This is a genomic window from Pseudidiomarina aquimaris (assembly GCF_003987395.1).
In the GTDB taxonomy this organism is placed as follows: Bacteria; Pseudomonadota; Gammaproteobacteria; order Enterobacterales; family Alteromonadaceae; genus Pseudidiomarina; species Pseudidiomarina aquimaris.
Map to the genome: position 1 here is coordinate 145,714 of NZ_PIPT01000005.1, position 17,006 is coordinate 162,719.

The window sequence follows — 17,006 nt, forward strand, 5'->3', positions numbered from 1 at the left end:
CTAAAGTTAGATGACACCGTGACGGATCAACGGTGCAATCTGACAGGGAGGTCACTTTATGGAACAGGGCGTTCGTTATTCTCAGTTTTGCCGCACAGCGTTACCGCTTATCGTTTTGAGCATGGCGCTGTGGAGCGCAACCGGTCACAGCCAAGAGGCTGCTGCCAGCACCGCAACGACTTGTCCAAGTTTTAACTATGCCGCAGCTCCGCAAGCGGTCCACTCCGATGTCACGTCATCTGAAGTTTCAGCACTGAATGAAACCACGGTCATTGCACATCTCCAGCCAGGGTTACTCAAGCCACAAGTTGAAGCTCTCATCAAGCAGGGCTTTGCCGTTGAGCATATTGATTGGCGTGCTTCACCCCATTATCGCTGGTCGACAAGCTTTGAATTTAGCGCCGCGAATTGGCAACAAGCACTCACGAAAATTTTACGGCCGTACCAATTGCAACTGACTCTCTATGCCAACCGCACGGCGGTGGTCGCAGCAAGTGCTGAGGTGCAACCATGAAACGTTGGTTTTATGCGCCACTGGGCTTCACCTTGCTGTCGTTGAGTGCCTGCCAAATGCCGAGCGAGCGGCCGCTTGAAAACGCCAAGCAGCGAGCCTTAGCCGAGCTAGCAAAGCTCAGTCGCCCAACGGCGGATGCGGTAGAGACAGTCCAATACGATGAAAGGTTCTTTGTTCCCTCGCTTGAACAAAAACTCCATCAGGAACCGCAATGGTATAGCGAAGTGGTCAATGTCAATGCCAGTGGAATGCCGCTTGAGAAACTCTTGCGTTCAGTTTTTCCCGACGGTCAAGTACAGTTTTCATTTGCCGCGCCAGAGCTCGCTGAACAACCCGTTGCGTTGCTATTTCAAGGCTATCGGGGCGACTTTATAAAAGCCTTAGCGACCAAGTTAAATTGGCATGTCGACTACGATGAGCGGCACCTGCGTTGGAGCCGTTGGCAAACTGCTGAGTTTGATGTGGCATTTATTGCCGGTGCGAGCGAGTACTTCATGGGGAACAAGGAAGCGACCCAACAACGCCAGTTAGGAGGTCAACAAAGCACACCGGCAAGTCCACAGCGAAGCAGCGAACAATACAGCAACTTCCGTAACGAACGCTTAAGCGTATGGGACGACTTACAGCGTACTTTGCAGTTGCTGTTGTCCGAACAGGGGGTGGTGAGTCTGAATCAGAGCTCCACTTCTGTTGCGGTGCGTGATACCCCCTATCATGTGCGTGCCATAGCGGACTATTTAGAACAACAAAATGAGCGGCTCACCCGACAAGTAGCCATTGAAGTGCAGATAATTGAAGTTAACTTCACCGATGAGCAGCAACTAGGAATTGACTGGCAAGCGTTGCGTACCAGCGCCGGAGGTAATGCAGTTCTTGGGCTCGGTAGCGGCGGGCTAGGAGAGGTTACAGAAGCAATCGCTAGCCAAGTTTTTTGGCAACGGCAAAGCGGTCGAATGGCAGGCTCTGAGGTATTTATTCAAGCGCTCGAGCAACAAGGTTTGGTACGTATCAATAACCAGCCAAGAGTGGTCAGTTTGAATAATCAAATTGCTAAAATTGCACTGCAGGATAATGCCACCTACCTAGCCTCTGCCGGCACCACGAGCACTGTTAATGTCGGCGCCACCACGACCTTACAACCTGGGGTTGTGACGACCGGATTTGAGCTGTATTTATTGCCAAGTATTCGCGATGGTGAGGTTATTCTGCAGCTTTCAACAGAGCTTTCAGATCTACAACGCATCGATGAAGTGCGCTCTGGCGAACAATTAATTCAAACACCACACACTAATCGCAAGCAGTTCTTTATGCAGGCGGCAGTCGCCGATGGGCAAACATTACTGCTGTCTGGCTTGCGCAATGAGCGTTCGCAACAACAACAGCAACAGAGCTGGTTAAGCCTTCTGTTGGGCGGACAACAAACTGCGCAACAACAACATAGCGAGACGCTTGTGTTGTTAACGCCGACCATTATCAGTCGGGAGCTTCACTGATGAACCGCGCCTGGGTTATCAATGGTTGGCGCTTACAAGAGCGTTCTGCAAGCGCGGTCACTAAAGCACTTGAAACCGCCCGCGCGCGCGGCATGCGCAGTTACAACATTAGTCGCATCGGCCGCCACTATTGGCTAGTTTGCAGTCGCGATGCTGTGCAGGCCTATGATCTCGCTTCAACAGTTCGAAGAAGCTACCCGAAGGTGCAACAGGGTATCTATTTGGCATATTGGCGTGAGCAAGTGGTCGTTATTGTCTGGCGCAACGATGTACTGCAGCATTGTCTCGCCTGCGAGACGGATGCTGACGGGTTCGCACACCTTAAGCTTTTGCTCGGGCGACTTACGCGTAAATCACGCCGCCATTCAGCGCTCCTTATCGCCGGCTCGGTGCCAGCAGAGATGCGTGATTATTGTGATGAGCACCTGGCGCAGTGGCAACAACGCACCACGGCAGTTGAAATCGCCGAGCTCACGGTAGATAAGCGCGCAAAACTAAGAGATATGGCCCTGCCAACGCCTTGGCAACAACGGCAACGACTATTCGCCTTGGTGTTCTCCGTATTGCTCGTCATGGCGCTCGCAGGATGGTACTGGTGGCCACAGTCAGAGCAAGCGGAGCAGGTGACAGCGCAGGTGCAACAAGCGCTACCAGATCCGCGCGGGGTAGCCCCAGAGGTGCTACAGCAACTACCGAAATTATTTGCCGGCATGCAACACCTAGCGGGTTGGGAGTGGCGTTCGGCCAGTTTGCAAGGACAACAATTGGAGGTGGTGCTGAAAGCGACTTACGGTCGTCCTGAGGAGTTGGCGCTGCAGTTAGACCCCGCATGGCAGCTTCTGCCACAGCGACAGCAGGCTGCAGCTAGATATCAGTGGCCGACCGAACCCTACGCGCGCCAGCAAGGTGGTTTTACCATCAACGCTTTAGAGGTTGGCAGTTGGCAGCGGCAACTCGAACGGTTGTTTCCTAACTTAACCGTGCGCCAAGAGCGATCGCGTGAATCAACTTTTTATCAGCAACAAGTATTCACGCTGAACTTGCTGGATACCAAGTTCACCGAGCTGGCGCGGTTGACCCATTTACTCTCACATCCGCATTTACGGATTGTGAAAATGAATTTGCAAGCGGGGCGAAGCCTGCGTTCAGAATTAGAGGTGCATCTGTACGAACCTCGCCCGATTTCCACGGAAGGAGCATCATAATGGTTTACCCACTGACCTTATTCTTACTTTCAACGCCAGTCGCAGATACCGTAGCAGTACCTGAGCTTGAGCAACAACTTGCCAGTGTAAGTGCTTTGCGTATTGAGGAGTTAGCCGAACTTACCGCGGCAGCGGAAGTTCGCAAGCTACAACACCAGCTACAAGTAGCGCAATTGGAGGCGAAAATTGCCGAAGTGAATCCGCACACGCAAGCCCAAAAAGTCGTGACAGAGAATCCACTGAGTAAGCTACAAGTGCTTGGGGTGATTGGCATCGCCAGTAAAGTTAGGGTTTGGCTACAAGCTGAGAACCAGGCTTTTTTCTTGGGGCTCGATGCGCCAGGACCTAACGGACTAACGTTGATTCGTAATGGCGCAGAGCTAGCCCTGCAGCAAGGACAGTGGCGGCGTGAACTGGCGGTCACGGAGAAATGGTGATGCGCTACATTACAACGGCTGAGTGGCAAGCTGCCACCATTGACGAGAACTATTTACAGGAGTGTAGTGCGTTGACGGAGCATGCCACCGATGCCGGCACCGCGGTGGTGGTGACGAGCGAGGGCTATCTCATTGCCAGCCCTGATTCCTGGCGTACGAACTCGATGGCCCTACTGCGGATGCAGGAAGAGTTGCAAGCGCGGAACCTATTTCGCCAGCAGTTGCTCGGCGATGCGCGCGATATTCGCAGTTTCCTCCACGACGCAGAAGCGCTGCTTACCCAACGCACGCAGCAGCAACATGAGCAAGCTTTCGATCGGACGCGAGCGCAGCAAGCGTTGGAAGACTTAGTGACACAAGCATTGCTGCTCCAGGCATCTGATATTCATTTAGTATTTGATCATCGGCAGGCAAATTTAGCGTTTCGAGTCCATGGCCGCTTAGTCGGACATATCGAGCGCCCGCGTGAAATCTTGGTGGCGGCGATTGCCGCCGCCCTCAATACGAGTTCCGATGACTTTCACGAACTGTTCGATGAGCAGCGCTTGTCTAGCGCCAGTATCAATGTCGTGGTGATGCTCGATAACGAACCGCAACGCATTCGTTTGCGCGTACAGAAATCGCCAACACGTAACGGCTTCGCGGTAACCATGCGGGTGCAACTAGAGCGACAACAAATTCTGCGTTTGCAAGATCTGGGTGTCGCCGCGACGCTTATCGCGCAATTACATTTACTCTTGGAGCAACCGCGAGGAATGTTGCTTATCGCTGGTCCAACGGGGCAAGGTAAAACCACCACGTTAGCGGCGCTGAACCTACTCATTCCGCCGGACCACAAAATCATTTCACTGGAAGATCCGATTGAAATTATTCAGCCTCACATCGAGCAAAAGCCGGTGATTGCTGAACATCCAGAGTTGAATTTCGCCAATATGGTGAAAGTCGCTTTGCGTGAAGACCCTGATGTTATTTCAATTAGTGAGATCCGTGATAGTAAAACAGCCCAAGCTGCCTACACGGCAGCTCTGACAGGGCATCTCGTTACTGCTACCGTGCACGCCCACGATTGCTTTGGGGTGCTACAGCGCCTGAATGACCTCGGCCTAAGTAATGACATGCTGGCGCAGCCAGGGGTGGTTCGCGGCGTCTTAGCACAACGGCTCGTAAAACAAGATTGTAGCTATTGCCGTGACGACGTGCGCTCACATGATACGCCGTGTCCTCACTGCCGCGGAACCAAGGTCGGCAAACGTAAATTTGTCGGCGAGTATCTCGATGTTGACGCGAGCTTACGGCAAGCCCTGCGCAGTAACCGTATGGATGAGTACCGAGCAGAACTCATGGGTGGCGGCTGGAAGACATTAGACGAACAATTGCAAGGGGCAACGGAATGCCAAACCTCAGATCATTTAACTACCGCATGAAACAGCCACTGCGGCGGCCGCAACAGCTAGCGCTGCTTGAGGATATTGCCCTCGCTTTAGGAGACGGCTTGAGCGTAGCGCAGGCATGTCGTGAACTGCATCAACACGCAGTACAGCAGGGCATGGTACGCGAGCAGCAAGTGGTCGCTGACTTGCAGAGTGCGGTGTATCGTGGTCAGCCGATGGCCACGGCGATGCGGAGCTGGTTTGCGCAAGATCTTTGTATGCTGGTCAGTGTTGGCGAGCGCAGCGGTTTGTTGGATCAACTGATTGCGGCGCAACGCCAGTTTGAGCAACAACGCAGTGCGGCGTTGCAGGCTTTTTGGCGTCCGCTTATTTATCCCCTGATTATGCTGTTCGTGAGTATGCTGGCCTGCTATGCGGTCGGTTCCCAAGTGCTACCAAAACTCGCAGCAGGTTTGCCGGAGATTAGCTGGCCGCTGTTTAGTCAACATTTGATGAGTGTGGCGCAAGGGCCTTGGCTCATTGCCATTGGTGTGACACTGAGCTTAGTAGTGTTGTGGTTCTGGGGGCCTTACCCACTCATTGACTTACGTTTTGCTGGCTGGCGTTGGCTTGCTGCACGTGGTGCCTTCGTCATTCGTCGTTATTTTGACGGGGTGTTGTTATTGCAGACCTTAACCGTTCTCCTCCGTGCCGGGGTGCGCCTCGATAAAGCCCTCCAAGCAATGCAAGAATTTGGCAGTGGTGCACTTGCTCCAATTCTTCCGCCCATTCGTCAGAAGCTCGCTCATGGCGAGCGCTTATTGGCTTCAATACTTGACTGTGGCTTGCTGTCACCACGCATGCTGTTTCGACTCAGTAATGGCAGTCGAAACGCAACCGAACATGGAACCTTGCAACGTGTAGCAAATTACGCCGCTGCGGATGCCGCAGCCGCTTTGCAGCGTTTACGAGTGACCATGCAACTGTGCTGCTATGGGCTCATCTTATGGCTCCTCCTTATCACGGTAGGAGGCATGGGAGCGATGCTCATGGCAGTAACCCAACAACACGTTCGTTAGTTTTTTATGGAATTGATTCAACAAGGAGAGTGAATTATGCAAAACCAACTACCACGCCAAGTAAAGGGTTTTACCTTCATTGAAGTATTGACGGTGTTAGCGATTATTGCCTTGGCAACGATTGGCACCCTTGCAGTACGGGATTGGGCAGTCGGCAATTCGCGCGTCAGTGATGCCAAAAATCAAATTGTCACGGTCCAAGCAGGCGCACAACTGTGGCGTCCACGAAACGGCGATTTTACTGGGATTAGCTTGGCCTCAATGTCACAAATCGCTGCAGTGCCAGAAGTCTGGGGCGATGGGACAAGTATCAATCCTTGGGGCGGCAGCATTAATGTTGAGGCGGACAGCGCGGATCCTAGCCGCTATGTGGTGACGCTATCTGGGATTGGGCAAGACGGCGAGGGTGCGCGCTTAGCTCGGGACTTTACCGAGTACACGGTTGATAGCAGCTACAGCGCGGGTACCTTGACGCTGCGTTTTCAAGGTTAAGCGGAGGAGCGGTAACGATGCATCATGGAGTGTTGAGCAGTCATCAACGTTGTCGAGGCTTTCTCCTCTGGGAGTGGGTTATCGCTTTGACACTGCTGGGGTGTTTTGCCGTATTCGTTATCGCGCTTCTACAGCAGCAAAAAAGTCTGGTGGAACAGCAAGCAGAGTGGCGTCGCGAACTTCGTCTCGCCGCCCTGCAACGTGAAATCGATACGTTCGTTGCCGGGCACACTTTGTTATTTGACCTGCAGGAGGGCTACTAATGGCCAAACGCCGAGGATTTATACTGCTGGAATTGGTGATTGCATTGAGTCTACTGTCGGCGCTGTTGTTATTCAGTCAACGCTGGGTTACGCAGCAAGCGCGCAGCGCTCACGTTGGCACTAACTTACCGGCTGCCCAGCAAATGCTAAGCGCCATCGAGTTCTTTTGGTTGCATGAACGCAGACCCCCCACCGCCCTGAGTGAGCTGGTTACTAAGGGCTATATTGCTGAAGTGTGGCAGCCGTGGGCGGGGCAGTGGCAGCTATCTCAGCAAGAAAATAGGTTGCGCTTGACCCTTCCCGCAACTGATCTTGCCCTCGCGCAAAGAACCAGTGAGCAAGTTCCAGGCGCCCATGTGAACGCCGATGATGCGCTTGCCTTACATGTTTTTGAACCCATTCAGCTGGCGCTTTATCAGCGTTATTTGCATCGTGTCGCTGATACCAGTGCGCCGCAATACAACCAAATGGAGGCGAATTTAGATATGCGCGGCCATGCGGTACGCAACGTCGATGGGTTGGACGCACAAACCGTGGTTGCCACGCGTGCAGTCGTGGACACAGCGACCTTTAGTACGATGCGGGCAACGACACTTGCGGTCGATGACTTGGTTGCCGAACAGGCGAGTTTAGGGGGCCATGATGTGGTTGCGCTGGCCAATCGAGTTGCGCAATTACAGCTGCAATGGAATCAATGTCGGAGTAACGGAGGTTGCCAGTGATCAGGGCGGCTTCTCGGCACGATGGACAAGCGCTGGTGGAAAGCTTAATCGTAATGCCGGTCTTGTTGCTGACGGTACTTTTGCTGCTGCAACTGGTTTGGATCGCCTTCGCCCATGCGACAGTGCAAACAGCAACTAATTACAGTGCTCGGGCTGGCGCAGTGAATCATGGCTCGCGGACGGCTATGGAGAGAACCTTTGTCGCGGGTATGGCGAGTTTAGTGCCGCAATGGTTCGCGCAGTTACCTCCCGCAACCGCTGAGCGCTGGCAAACGCAATTGGCGGCAACGGCAGGGCAGTGGGCGCATTTTCAATGGGCAGGGAAACTGCAATTACACCGACCTACGGCGGCCGTTTTTCGCGAGCAGGCGGAACACCGTTATGATTTGGTCGCGCAGCAGCAGGTACAGGAACTGGCTATTGATCATGCTAGCTTGCGTTTAGCTGCGGCAAGTGATCCGGAGCAGTGGCAAGCGGATCGTATGCTTGAAATTGAAATTTGGTGGTGTATGCCGTTGCGTATACCGCTTGCCGCGGCAGTGCTGGTGACGTTGAAAAATTTTCGGGCTTCAGCGGCGCAGCAATTTTGCCAGTCACGCCAGATGCTGACAGGGCAACCCATGTGGGCGTTAGAACATCGGGTTACCCAACCGCTGCTAAGTGGTTATCGATCACCTTAGGTAAGCGTCGCTTAACTAGGTGAATGCCAAGTATCACATGCCTGTAGAGTGTTTTGCATTAAGGTCGCAACTGTCATTGGCCCGACGCCACCGGGTACCGGTGTAATATAACTGGCGCGCGCTGCAGCCGGCTCGAACTCGATATCGCCGAGCAATTTGCCGTCATTGCCGCGATTAATACCCACATCGATCACGATGGCCCCAGGTTTGACCCAAGCGCCTGGAATAAAATTAGGCTTACCCACCGCGACAACCAAGACATCTGCGCGCTCTACGTGCTGTTGCAAATCCTTGGTAAAGCGATGGCATACGGTTGTGGTTGCGCCGCCGAGCAGCAGCTCAAGGCTCATCGGGCGGCCAACAATATTGGAGGCGCCCACGACCACCGCATTCAAGCCATGCAGGTCGACGCCGATTGAATCGATAAGGGTAATTACACCACGTGGTGTACATGGGCGTAAGGCTGGATTGCGTTGGGCGAGCCGTCCCATATTAAAAGGATGAAAACCATCGACATCTTTGAATGGGTTGATGCGTTCAAGTAACTCTTGGGCATCGAGGCCAGCGGGCAGTGGCAACTGTACGAGAATGCCGTCGACTTGGTCATCGTTGTTTAACTCATCAATCAGATCGAGGAGCTCTTGTTGCGTGGTTGTGGCGGGCAGGTCATAAGAACGCGAGGTAAAGCCCACTTCATCGCAGGCGCGTCGCTTACTATTCACATAAACTTCAGAAGCGGGGTCCTCGCCGACCAGAATGACTGCGAGTCCTGGTGCGCGTAGCCCTTGTTGAACGCGTTCAGCGACACGTTGTTTTACTTGTTCACGAACCTGTTGGGCGACACGTTTGCCGTCGATAAGTTGCGCAGTCATTGAAATCCCCAAATAATGAATATGTGATGGCCAATTTGGTGGTATATTTTTGCATGTTTCGCGTGCTGATTGTAGTTAAGATTAGGGATAATTCATGGAGGCACGTATAATTAAGCATCGAATTGATTTAAAAAGCAGCAGTCGGTGAATTTGGGCAAAAAAATGTTTGACGCTGCCCAGCCGAGTGGGTATTATTCGCCCCCGTTGTCAGGCCGCGTCCTGCACGGGTTTACTTAGATGTCGGCGAGTAGCGCAGCTTGGTAGCGCACTTGGTTTGGGTCCAAGGGGTCGCTGGTTCGAATCCAGTCTCGCCGACCATTCTAAGAGAACAGAGTACCATGCGCCCGTAGCTCAGCTGGATAGAGCAACGGCCTTCTAAGCCGTCGGTCGCAGGTTCGAATCCTGCCGGGTGCGCCATTAAAGCCCTGGCATGACAAAGCACGTTGAAGTAAGTCAAAGTAAGTAGTGGTGGCTGTAGCTCAGTTGGTAGAGCCCCGGATTGTGATTCCGGTTGTCGTGGGTTCAAGTCCCATCAGCCACCCCATTTACGGCGAGTAGCGCAGCTTGGTAGCGCACTTGGTTTGGGTCCAAGGGGTCGCTGGTTCGAATCCAGTCTCGCCGACCATTCTCTCCCTCTCTAATAAGTTCAATCGTCTCACCTTGACAGGTGAATCGTTCATGCGAGTTGAAATCCAACTAAATCTAGCGCATATTGCTAACGTTTCGTTAATAAATATGGCGAGTCTCACGACGCATGACGACCGAAGTAAAAACAACAACAACACATTCGACGGTACAGTTTGCTTATCTGATCTCGCACATCAGCACGAGTTTGATCAACGCGACGCCAACCGAATCAGCTAAACATATTGAACATGCATTGGCTGCTTTGGGCAGTAATGATCGCAAAGACCGTTGCTATGTCTTTCTCTTCTCTGATGACTACCAAGAAATGTCCAACACCCACGAGTGGGTGAATCAAGGCATCACTGCGCACAAACAAGATCTGCAGCAAGTTCCTGCCGACGCAATGCCGTGGTTTTTCCAAGAGATGAAAGCTGAAGGGCTGATCTTGGTAAATGACACCGCACAGTTGCCCGATAAAGCGGGCGGCTTTAAAACTGAATTACTCCGTGAAAATATTCAATCAATGATGGCCGTCGGCATGTACCTCGAGGGGCGTTTGATCGGTTTTGTCGGTTGTGATCTCGTGCATCGCAGCTGTGAATGGGGTGATGAAGACGTGCGCCAAATGCGTCTTGTGGCAGATATGATCACCAATACCGTCGCCCGCCATCGAACTGAGGCACGGCTGCAACAAATGGAAGCCGAATTGCGCGCAGCTAACGCGCGTCTGGCACAGTTAGCCCATGAGGACGGACTCACCGAATTAAAAAACCGCCGCGGCTTGGATGCTGCCTTAAGTAGTGAAATCAGCCGCTTGCAACGTAAACAGCAAGAGCTCACTATCATGATGATCGATATCGATCATTTCAAGCAGTTAAACGACCAGCATGGTCACGTGGTAGGCGATGCAGCGTTACGTTGTGTTGCGCAGGAATTAAAGCATACCCTCCAACGTAGCGGCGAAACCATTGGTAGGTTTGGCGGAGATGAGTTTTTAGCCATTTGTCCGTTATTGACTACAGAAGAAGCCCAACAACGTGCAGCGAGTCTTCTCGAGGGTATTAGTACCTGCGAAGGAGCCGCCCAGTTAACGGTTAGTATCGGGCTCTATACCTTTATACCAAGCTCCGCGACAACCTCTGACGAGGTATTGCGAAAAGTCGATAATGCCGTCTACCGAGCCAAGCACAAGGGTCGGAATCGCTTCGAAATTGCCAGCTAAGCGCTATCTTCTACAAAAAGATAACCTCCACTACTCGACTCCATCGCATCCCTTCGCTATAATGCGGCGTCATTTTCAAGGGCCCCAATAGTGGTGGGCTCAAGGCCAATAGTGAAGCCGAGGTAAGAAAGCAATGCAGGTTTCTGTAGAGACAACCCAAGGATTAGAGCGCCGCGCCACCATTACTGTGCCAGCGGCAACCATCGACGAAAAAGTCAAAGAGCTGTTGAAAAACGAGTACCGTAATCGTCGCATTAACGGTTTCCGTAAAGGCAAGGTACCACCGAATGTATTGCAAAAATTATTCGGCAAAGAAGCTCGCGCTCGCGCTGCACAAGAATTGATGCAGAGTAAATATTTCGAAGCGATCATGCAGGAAAAAATCAACCCTGCGGGTCCTCCTTCAATCGAGCCTAAAGTTAACGAAGCGGGTCAAGACCTCGAATTCGTTGCAACTTTTGAAGTGTATCCAGAAGTTGAAGTACAGGGCCTTGATAAAATCGAAATTGAAAAGCCAGACGTGACTGTTACCGACAAAGATGTTGACGATATGCTCGACACTTTGCGTAAGCAGCACGCCAGCTGGAAAGAAGTGAAGCGTAAATCGAAAAAAGGTGAACGCATCACTATCGACTTTACAGGTCGTATCGACGGTGAAGAATTCGACGGTGGTAAAGCACAAGACTTCGCTCTTGAGTTAGGCCAAGGCCGTATGATTCCTGGTTTCGAAGACGAAATCATCGGTATGAAAACTGGCGAAGAGAAAACCATCAAGGTGACCTTCCCTGAAGATTACCACGCTGAAAACCTGAAAGGTAAAGAAGCGGAATTCGATATCGTTGCGAAGAAAGTCGAAGAACAAGTTCTTCCTGAAATCGATGACGAATTTGTTGCTTTATTCGGTGTTAAAGAAGGCGGCGTAGACGCACTTAAAGCTGAGGTTCGCAAGAACATGGAACGCGAGCTGAAAAACACCGTGCAGAGCAAAGTGAAAGAGCAAGTCTTGAAAGGCCTGGTCGAAAAAAACGACGTTGAAACGCCATCTGCAATGGTTAAGCAAGAAATCGACGTATTGCGTCGTCAAGCGATGCAACGCTTTGGCAACAACGCTCAGCAAATGCCTGAGTTGCCAGCCAACTTGTTCGAAGAGCAAGCGAAAGAGCGCGTAAAAGTCGGTTTGTTGTTAGGTGAAGTGATTCGTGGCAACGACATCAAAGTTGACGATGCCAAAGTAGACGAAATCATTGCTAACAATGCATCAGCTTACGAAGATCCAGAAGAAGTTGTGGCTTACTACAAAGGTAACGAAGAGTTGATGCAGCAAGTGCGCAACGTTGCCCTTGAAGATCAAGCAATCGACTTCATTCTAGACAAAGCGAAAGTTTCGGCGAAAAAGACCAGCTTTGACGAGTTGATGAACCCGAAACAGAAGTAAGTTCGCTGATTCCGCGACCTAAGCGTTGACGGAATGACTCGCAACTTGGTTTAATGGCTCGTATAGTCTTATACGAGCCATTTTTATTTTAGGAGTAGTTTTATGTCGGAACTCGCGCACGATCCGCTCGCGCAGTTAGTCCCTATGGTGGTTGAGCAAACCGCAAAAGGGGAGCGTTCTTACGATATTTATTCGCGCCTGTTGAAAGAGAATGTGATTTTCTTGTGCGGCCAAGTTGAAGATCACATGGCAAACCTGATTGTCGCGCAGTTGTTGTTCTTGGAATCAGAAAATCCAGATAAAGACATCTATATTTATATTAACTCGCCGGGTGGCGCAGTGACGGCGGGTATGGCTATCTATGACACCATGCGCTTCATCAAGAATGATGTCAGTACTGTCTGCATGGGCCAAGCGGCAAGTATGGGCGCCTTCTTATTAGCTGGTGGTACCAAAGGAAAGCGCTATTGTTTGCCGAATTCGCGCGTGATGATCCATCAACCATTAGGTGGTTTCCAAGGTCAGGCTTCTGACTTTGAAATTCATGCACGGCAAATTCTCGATATCAAAGAACGCCTCAATCGAATGCTGGCAGAGAATACCGGAAAAGATTACGAGCAAGTCGCGAAAGACACCGATCGCGATTACTTTATGTCAGCAGAAGAAGCAGTAAACTACGGTGTAGTTGATAAAGTATTGACGCAACGAGCTGGAGAGTAGCATGTCTGATAGCACCCAAGGTAATGGCGAACAGCCATTGTTCTGTACCTTTTGTGGGAAAAGTCAGCACGAGGTTCGCAAGTTAATTGCAGGGCCCTCGGTTTTTATTTGTGATGAATGTGTCGAGCTCTGTAACGATATTCTTGAAGAAGAAATCAAGAACATCGCACCGAGCGAAACCTCCGATCGTTTACCGACGCCGCGCGAGATCCGTAATCACCTCGATGCTTATGTGATCGGTCAAGAGTTTGCGAAGCGTGTGCTGGCTGTGGCGGTTTATAACCACTACAAGCGCTTACAAAACTCAGGCAAAGGTAAAGATGAAGTCGAACTTGGCAAGAGTAATATTTTGCTGATCGGTCCTACCGGCTCGGGTAAAACCTATTTGGCAGAAACCTTAGCGCGGTTTCTTGATGTGCCATTCACTATGGCAGACGCGACGACCTTAACCGAGGCTGGCTATGTTGGTGAAGACGTCGAGAACATCATTCAAAAGCTGTTGCAGAAGTGTGACTACGATGCCGAAAAAGCCCAGCGCGGTATTGTCTACATTGATGAAATCGACAAGATCTCGCGCAAGTCGGATAATCCTTCGATTACCCGTGATGTTTCCGGTGAAGGTGTACAACAAGCCTTGCTTAAGTTGATTGAGGGCACTGTTGCTGCGGTTCCACCACAAGGTGGCCGTAAACATCCACAGCAAGAATTCGTGCAAGTCGACACCTCAAAAATCTTGTTTATCTGTGGTGGTGCGTTCGCTGGCTTAGAAAAAGTCATCGAGCAACGTGTCAGCACCGGTACTGGTATCGGCTTCGGCGCTGAAGTGAAGAATAAAGCTGCTGAGAAGATGGCGAACTTACTACAGCAAGTAGAACCGGAAGATTTGGTGAAGTATGGCCTGATCCCTGAGTTTATTGGCCGCTTGCCGGTATTAGCAACTTTGGAAGAGCTTGACGAAGATGCGTTAGTGCAAATCTTGCAAGAGCCGAAAAATGCCTTGACCAAGCAATATGCTGCGTTGTTTGACATGGAAGGCGTTGAGCTTGAGTTCCGTGATGATGCGTTACGCGCCATCGCACGAAAAGCAATGCAACGCCGCACCGGCGCACGAGGTCTGCGCTCTATCGTCGAAGGGGTGCTACTGGATACCATGTACGACCTACCGTCGTTAGATAATGTAGCCAAGGTGGTGATTGATGAATCAGTAGTGACGGGTGAGTCGAAACCCATCATGATCTATCATAATCAAGAGCAAGAGAAGCATGCTTCAGGTGAATAACTAACTCAGTTAGCTTGAAAATTGTGCAAAAAGGGCCGTTTAGGCCCTTTTTTTGTGCAAAACATTGAACTTTCTCTGCAGGGCCTCATATTAGAGAGTAAGATGAATTTATCAGAGTTGAAGTTACCCATCTGGAGATAATTATGAGCGAAGCACGGGTTGAACACCTCAGTATTCCAGTTTTACCGTTGCGTGACGTGGTGGTGTACCCGCATATGGTCATCCCGCTGTTTGTTGGACGCGAAAAGTCGATTCGCTGTTTAGAAGCGGCGATGGACAACAATAAGCAGATTTTCCTCTCTGCCCAACAAGACGCCAGCATAGATGAGCCAGAAGAGAAAGATATCCACCAGATTGGAACGGTGGCCAATATTCTGCAACTTCTGAAGCTTCCTGATGGCACCGTAAAGGTGTTGGTCGAAGGCTCTCAGCGTGCGGCGATCGATGCCTTTGAGGCCAGTGAAGATTTCTTCAAAGCGAAGGTACATTACCTTGAATCTGAGGCGATGCCAGACAAAGAAGAAGAAGTCATGATCCGCTCGGCGATCAATCAATTTGAAGGTTATGTGAAGCTAAATAAGAAGATCCCACCTGAGGTGCTCACCTCGTTGTCGGGGATCGAAGAAGCCGATCGTTTGGCCGATACCATGGCCGCTCATATGCCGTTGAAGTTGAACGATAAACAGAAAGTATTAGAGATTACCGACGTGCGTGAGCGCCTCGAATTCCTTATGGCATTAATGGAAGGTGAGATCGACTTATTGCAAGTCGAGAAGCGCATTCGCACGCGCGTGAAAAAGCAGATGGAGAAAAGCCAGCGCGAATACTATTTGAATGAGCAGATGAAAGCCATTCAAAAGGAATTGGGTGAAATGGAAGACGGCCCAGATGAATTCGAAGCCTTGGAGCAAAAAATCCAAGATGCCAAGATGCCAGAAGAGGCTGAACAGAAAACCCGCGCCGAGTTGCAAAAGCTGAAAATGATGTCGCCGATGTCGGCAGAAGCAACGGTGGTGCGTGGTTATATCGATTGGATGGTGTCGGTACCGTGGAAGAAGCGCTCGCGGATTAAGAAAGATCTGGCGAATGCTGAGAAGATCCTTGATGCCGATCACTACGGTCTCGAGAAGGTCAAAGAGCGTATTCTCGAGTACCTCGCGGTGCAGCAACGTACAAGTAAAGTGCGTGGCGCGATTCTGTGCTTGGTTGGGCCTCCAGGTGTGGGTAAAACCTCCCTCGGCCAGTCCATTGCCAAGGCAACCGGCCGCAAATACATTCGTATGGCCTTAGGTGGTGTGCGCGACGAAGCTGAAATTCGTGGTCATCGCCGTACTTATATAGGTTCAATGCCAGGTAAGTTGATTCAAAAAATGGCGAAAGTAGGGGTGCGTAACCCGCTATTCTTGCTTGATGAGATCGACAAAATGGCTGCTGATATGCGCGGTGACCCTGCCTCAGCCTTACTGGAAGTGCTTGACCCAGAGCAGAACGTGAATTTCAACGACCATTACTTAGAAGTCGATTATGACCTTTCTGATGTGATGTTTGTGGCGACCTCGAATAGCATGAATATTCCTGGCCCGTTGCTTGATCGGATGGAAGTGATTCGCCTTGCGGGTTACACCGAAGACGAAAAATTGAACATTGCGAAGCGCCATTTGTTGCCTAAGCAGCTCGATCGTAACGGTCTGAAAGAGAAAGAATTAACGATTAAAGATGACGCAATTCTTGGCATCATTCGTTACTACACACGTGAAGCCGGCGTGCGGAACCTTGAGCGCGAAATTTCACGCCTGTGCCGCAAAGCGGTGAAAAAGATAGTGCTGGATAAGCGCTTGAAGAAAGTCGAAATCAACGCCGATAACCTGAAAGATTACTTAGGTGTACAGCGCTTTGATTATGGTAAGGCCGAAGAAAGCAACCAAATTGGTCAGGTGACCGGCTTGGCGTGGACCGAAGTTGGCGGCGATTTACTGACTATCGAAGCAACCAACGTTGCCGGTAAAGGTAAGATCACTTCGACGGGTTCATTGGGCGATGTAATGCAAGAGTCAATTCAGACGGCGCTTACCGTGGTGCGTAGCCGTGCTGATAAACTGGGTATTGCCGATGACTTCCACGAGAAACGTGACATTCACGTGCATGTGCCCGAAGGAGCTACCCCGAAAGATGGCCCTAGCGCCGGTATTGCGATGGTGACAGCGTTAGTTTCGTCACTAACACAAATCCCAGTGCGTGCCGATGTAGCGATGACAGGTGAGATCACCTTACGCGGTGAAGTACTTGCCATTGGTGGGCTCAAAGAGAAGCTACTTGCCGCGCATCGTGGTGGCATCAAGCATGTGTTGATTCCGAAGGACAATGAACGTGACCTGCAAGAAATCAGCGACAATGTGAAAGGTGATCTCACCATTCAACCGGTGCAATGGATTGACGAGGTGTTGGCAGTAGCTTTAGAGCGCCAACCAGAGGTTAAAAAGGCCCATTAAGACGGTAAAATGCGGGCTGCGAAGCCGCAACATAGCTGCAGGCCGCATTCTTTCGTCAAAAAAATTGTGAAAAAGGGTTCTCAATCGAAAATCTTGTGGTAGCCTAG

16 protein-coding genes and 4 tRNA genes are annotated in these 17,006 nt (G+C 51.0%); 19 read left to right on the forward strand and 1 reads right to left on the reverse strand.

The features are described 5' to 3' along the window. The first annotated feature begins 58 nt into the window (after positions 1-58). The 10 genes from CWE21_RS07700 to CWE21_RS07745 are packed head-to-tail and all read left to right on the forward strand — an operon-like array spanning position 59 to position 8,255. A complete protein-coding gene (locus CWE21_RS07700) occupies positions 59-514 on the forward strand; it encodes a hypothetical protein (RefSeq protein ID WP_126833865.1) in 456 nt (151 codons plus the stop codon). Further along, a complete protein-coding gene (locus CWE21_RS07705; protein WP_126833866.1) occupies positions 511-2,007 on the forward strand; it encodes a hypothetical protein in 1,497 nt (498 codons plus the stop codon). Before CWE21_RS07700 ends, CWE21_RS07705 begins: the two co-directional genes overlap by 4 nt. After that, positions 2,007-3,212, forward strand: coding sequence for a hypothetical protein (locus CWE21_RS07710; protein ID WP_126833867.1), 1,206 nt, complete (start codon positions 2,007-2,009; stop codon positions 3,210-3,212). Before CWE21_RS07705 ends, CWE21_RS07710 begins: the two co-directional genes overlap by 1 nt. Beyond that, complete coding sequence (locus CWE21_RS07715; RefSeq protein ID WP_126833868.1) at positions 3,212-3,649, forward strand: hypothetical protein; 438 nt, start codon at positions 3,212-3,214, stop codon at positions 3,647-3,649. The genes CWE21_RS07710 and CWE21_RS07715 overlap by 1 nt, the downstream gene beginning before the upstream one ends. Continuing rightward, a complete protein-coding gene (locus tag CWE21_RS07720) occupies positions 3,649-5,073 on the forward strand; it encodes a GspE/PulE family protein (RefSeq protein ID WP_157982742.1) in 1,425 nt (474 codons plus the stop codon). The genes CWE21_RS07715 and CWE21_RS07720 overlap by 1 nt, the downstream gene beginning before the upstream one ends. Beyond that, complete coding sequence (locus CWE21_RS07725) at positions 5,040-6,098, forward strand: type II secretion system F family protein (protein ID WP_126833870.1); 1,059 nt, start codon at positions 5,040-5,042, stop codon at positions 6,096-6,098. The genes CWE21_RS07720 and CWE21_RS07725 overlap by 34 nt, the downstream gene beginning before the upstream one ends. A 36-nt stretch (positions 6,099-6,134) precedes the next feature. Next, positions 6,135-6,590 (forward strand): type IV pilin protein, encoded by a 456-nt coding sequence (locus CWE21_RS07730; RefSeq protein WP_126833871.1) that lies wholly within the window; start codon positions 6,135-6,137, stop codon positions 6,588-6,590. A gap of 17 nt (positions 6,591-6,607) precedes the next feature. Next, positions 6,608-6,853, forward strand: a complete 246-nt coding sequence (locus tag CWE21_RS07735) for a hypothetical protein (RefSeq protein WP_126833872.1) — start codon at positions 6,608-6,610, stop codon at positions 6,851-6,853. Continuing rightward, on the forward strand, positions 6,853-7,575 hold the full coding sequence (locus tag CWE21_RS07740; protein WP_126833873.1) for a prepilin-type N-terminal cleavage/methylation domain-containing protein: 723 nt from the start codon (positions 6,853-6,855) through the stop codon (positions 7,573-7,575). The genes CWE21_RS07735 and CWE21_RS07740 overlap by 1 nt, the downstream gene beginning before the upstream one ends. 35 nt (positions 7,576-7,610) lie before the next feature. Further along, positions 7,611-8,255 carry a hypothetical protein gene (locus tag CWE21_RS07745; protein WP_126833874.1) on the forward strand — a complete coding sequence of 215 codons (645 nt, stop codon included), beginning with the start codon at positions 7,611-7,613 and terminating at the stop codon, positions 8,253-8,255. A gap of 11 nt (positions 8,256-8,266) precedes the next feature. Here the strand turns inward: CWE21_RS07745 and folD are convergent, their stop codons facing one another. After that, positions 8,267-9,127 carry a bifunctional methylenetetrahydrofolate dehydrogenase/methenyltetrahydrofolate cyclohydrolase FolD gene (gene folD / locus CWE21_RS07750; protein WP_126833875.1) on the reverse strand — a complete coding sequence of 287 codons (861 nt, stop codon included), beginning with the start codon at positions 9,125-9,127 and terminating at the stop codon, positions 8,267-8,269. Between the two features lie 241 nt (positions 9,128-9,368). Here folD and CWE21_RS07755 point away from each other — a divergent pair. From CWE21_RS07755 to lon, 9 genes are all read left to right on the forward strand, one after another. Then, positions 9,369-9,445, forward strand: a tRNA-Pro gene (locus CWE21_RS07755). Between the two features lie 22 nt (positions 9,446-9,467). Further along, positions 9,468-9,544, forward strand: a tRNA-Arg gene (locus CWE21_RS07760). A gap of 51 nt (positions 9,545-9,595) precedes the next feature. After that, positions 9,596-9,671: transfer RNA gene (locus CWE21_RS07765), tRNA-His, on the forward strand. A 4-nt stretch (positions 9,672-9,675) separates the two neighbouring features. After that, positions 9,676-9,752: transfer RNA gene (locus tag CWE21_RS07770), tRNA-Pro, on the forward strand. 129 nt (positions 9,753-9,881) lie between these two features. Further along, a complete protein-coding gene (locus CWE21_RS07775; RefSeq protein WP_126833876.1) occupies positions 9,882-10,976 on the forward strand; it encodes a GGDEF domain-containing protein in 1,095 nt (364 codons plus the stop codon). Positions 10,977-11,109: 133 nt separating this feature from the next. After that, entirely contained in the window at positions 11,110-12,411 is a 1,302-nt protein-coding gene (gene tig / locus CWE21_RS07780; RefSeq protein ID WP_126833877.1) for a trigger factor, read from the forward strand. Between the two features lie 102 nt (positions 12,412-12,513). Further along, a complete protein-coding gene (gene clpP / locus CWE21_RS07785) occupies positions 12,514-13,131 on the forward strand; it encodes an ATP-dependent Clp endopeptidase proteolytic subunit ClpP (RefSeq protein WP_126833878.1) in 618 nt (205 codons plus the stop codon). Position 13,132: 1 nt separating this feature from the next. Then, entirely contained in the window at positions 13,133-14,410 is a 1,278-nt protein-coding gene (clpX, locus tag CWE21_RS07790) for an ATP-dependent protease ATP-binding subunit ClpX (RefSeq protein ID WP_126833879.1), read from the forward strand. Positions 14,411-14,553: 143 nt separating this feature from the next. Further along, positions 14,554-16,899: an endopeptidase La gene (gene lon, locus CWE21_RS07795; protein WP_126833880.1), complete on the forward strand. Its 2,346-nt coding sequence runs from the start codon at positions 14,554-14,556 to the stop codon at positions 16,897-16,899. Positions 16,900-17,006: the final 107 nt, after the last annotated feature.

Excerpts from the sequence above, each read along its gene's own strand:
- clpX (WP_126833879.1), top strand. The coding sequence starts at position 13,133 with ATGTCTGATAGCACCCAAGGTAATGGCGAACAGCCATTGTTCTGTACC.
- CWE21_RS07710 (WP_126833867.1), top strand. The coding sequence starts at position 2,007 with ATGAACCGCGCCTGGGTTATCAATGGTTGGCGCTTACAAGAGCGTTCT.
- CWE21_RS07720 (WP_157982742.1), top strand. The coding sequence starts at position 3,649 with ATGCGCTACATTACAACGGCTGAGTGGCAAGCTGCCACCATTGACGAG.
- folD (WP_126833875.1), bottom strand. The coding sequence starts at position 9,127 with ATGACTGCGCAACTTATCGACGGCAAACGTGTCGCCCAACAGGTTCGT.
- CWE21_RS07705 (WP_126833866.1), top strand. The coding sequence starts at position 511 with ATGAAACGTTGGTTTTATGCGCCACTGGGCTTCACCTTGCTGTCGTTG.
- CWE21_RS07735 (WP_126833872.1), top strand. The coding sequence starts at position 6,608 with ATGCATCATGGAGTGTTGAGCAGTCATCAACGTTGTCGAGGCTTTCTC.
- CWE21_RS07715 (WP_126833868.1), top strand. The coding sequence starts at position 3,212 with ATGGTTTACCCACTGACCTTATTCTTACTTTCAACGCCAGTCGCAGAT.
- CWE21_RS07730 (WP_126833871.1), top strand. The coding sequence starts at position 6,135 with ATGCAAAACCAACTACCACGCCAAGTAAAGGGTTTTACCTTCATTGAA.
- tig (WP_126833877.1), top strand. The coding sequence starts at position 11,110 with ATGCAGGTTTCTGTAGAGACAACCCAAGGATTAGAGCGCCGCGCCACC.
- lon (WP_126833880.1), top strand. The coding sequence starts at position 14,554 with ATGAGCGAAGCACGGGTTGAACACCTCAGTATTCCAGTTTTACCGTTG.
- CWE21_RS07775 (WP_126833876.1), top strand. The coding sequence starts at position 9,882 with ATGACGACCGAAGTAAAAACAACAACAACACATTCGACGGTACAGTTT.
- CWE21_RS07700 (WP_126833865.1), top strand. The coding sequence starts at position 59 with ATGGAACAGGGCGTTCGTTATTCTCAGTTTTGCCGCACAGCGTTACCG.
- clpP (WP_126833878.1), top strand. The coding sequence starts at position 12,514 with ATGTCGGAACTCGCGCACGATCCGCTCGCGCAGTTAGTCCCTATGGTG.
- CWE21_RS07725 (WP_126833870.1), top strand. The coding sequence starts at position 5,040 with ATGCCAAACCTCAGATCATTTAACTACCGCATGAAACAGCCACTGCGG.
- CWE21_RS07740 (WP_126833873.1), top strand. The coding sequence starts at position 6,853 with ATGGCCAAACGCCGAGGATTTATACTGCTGGAATTGGTGATTGCATTG.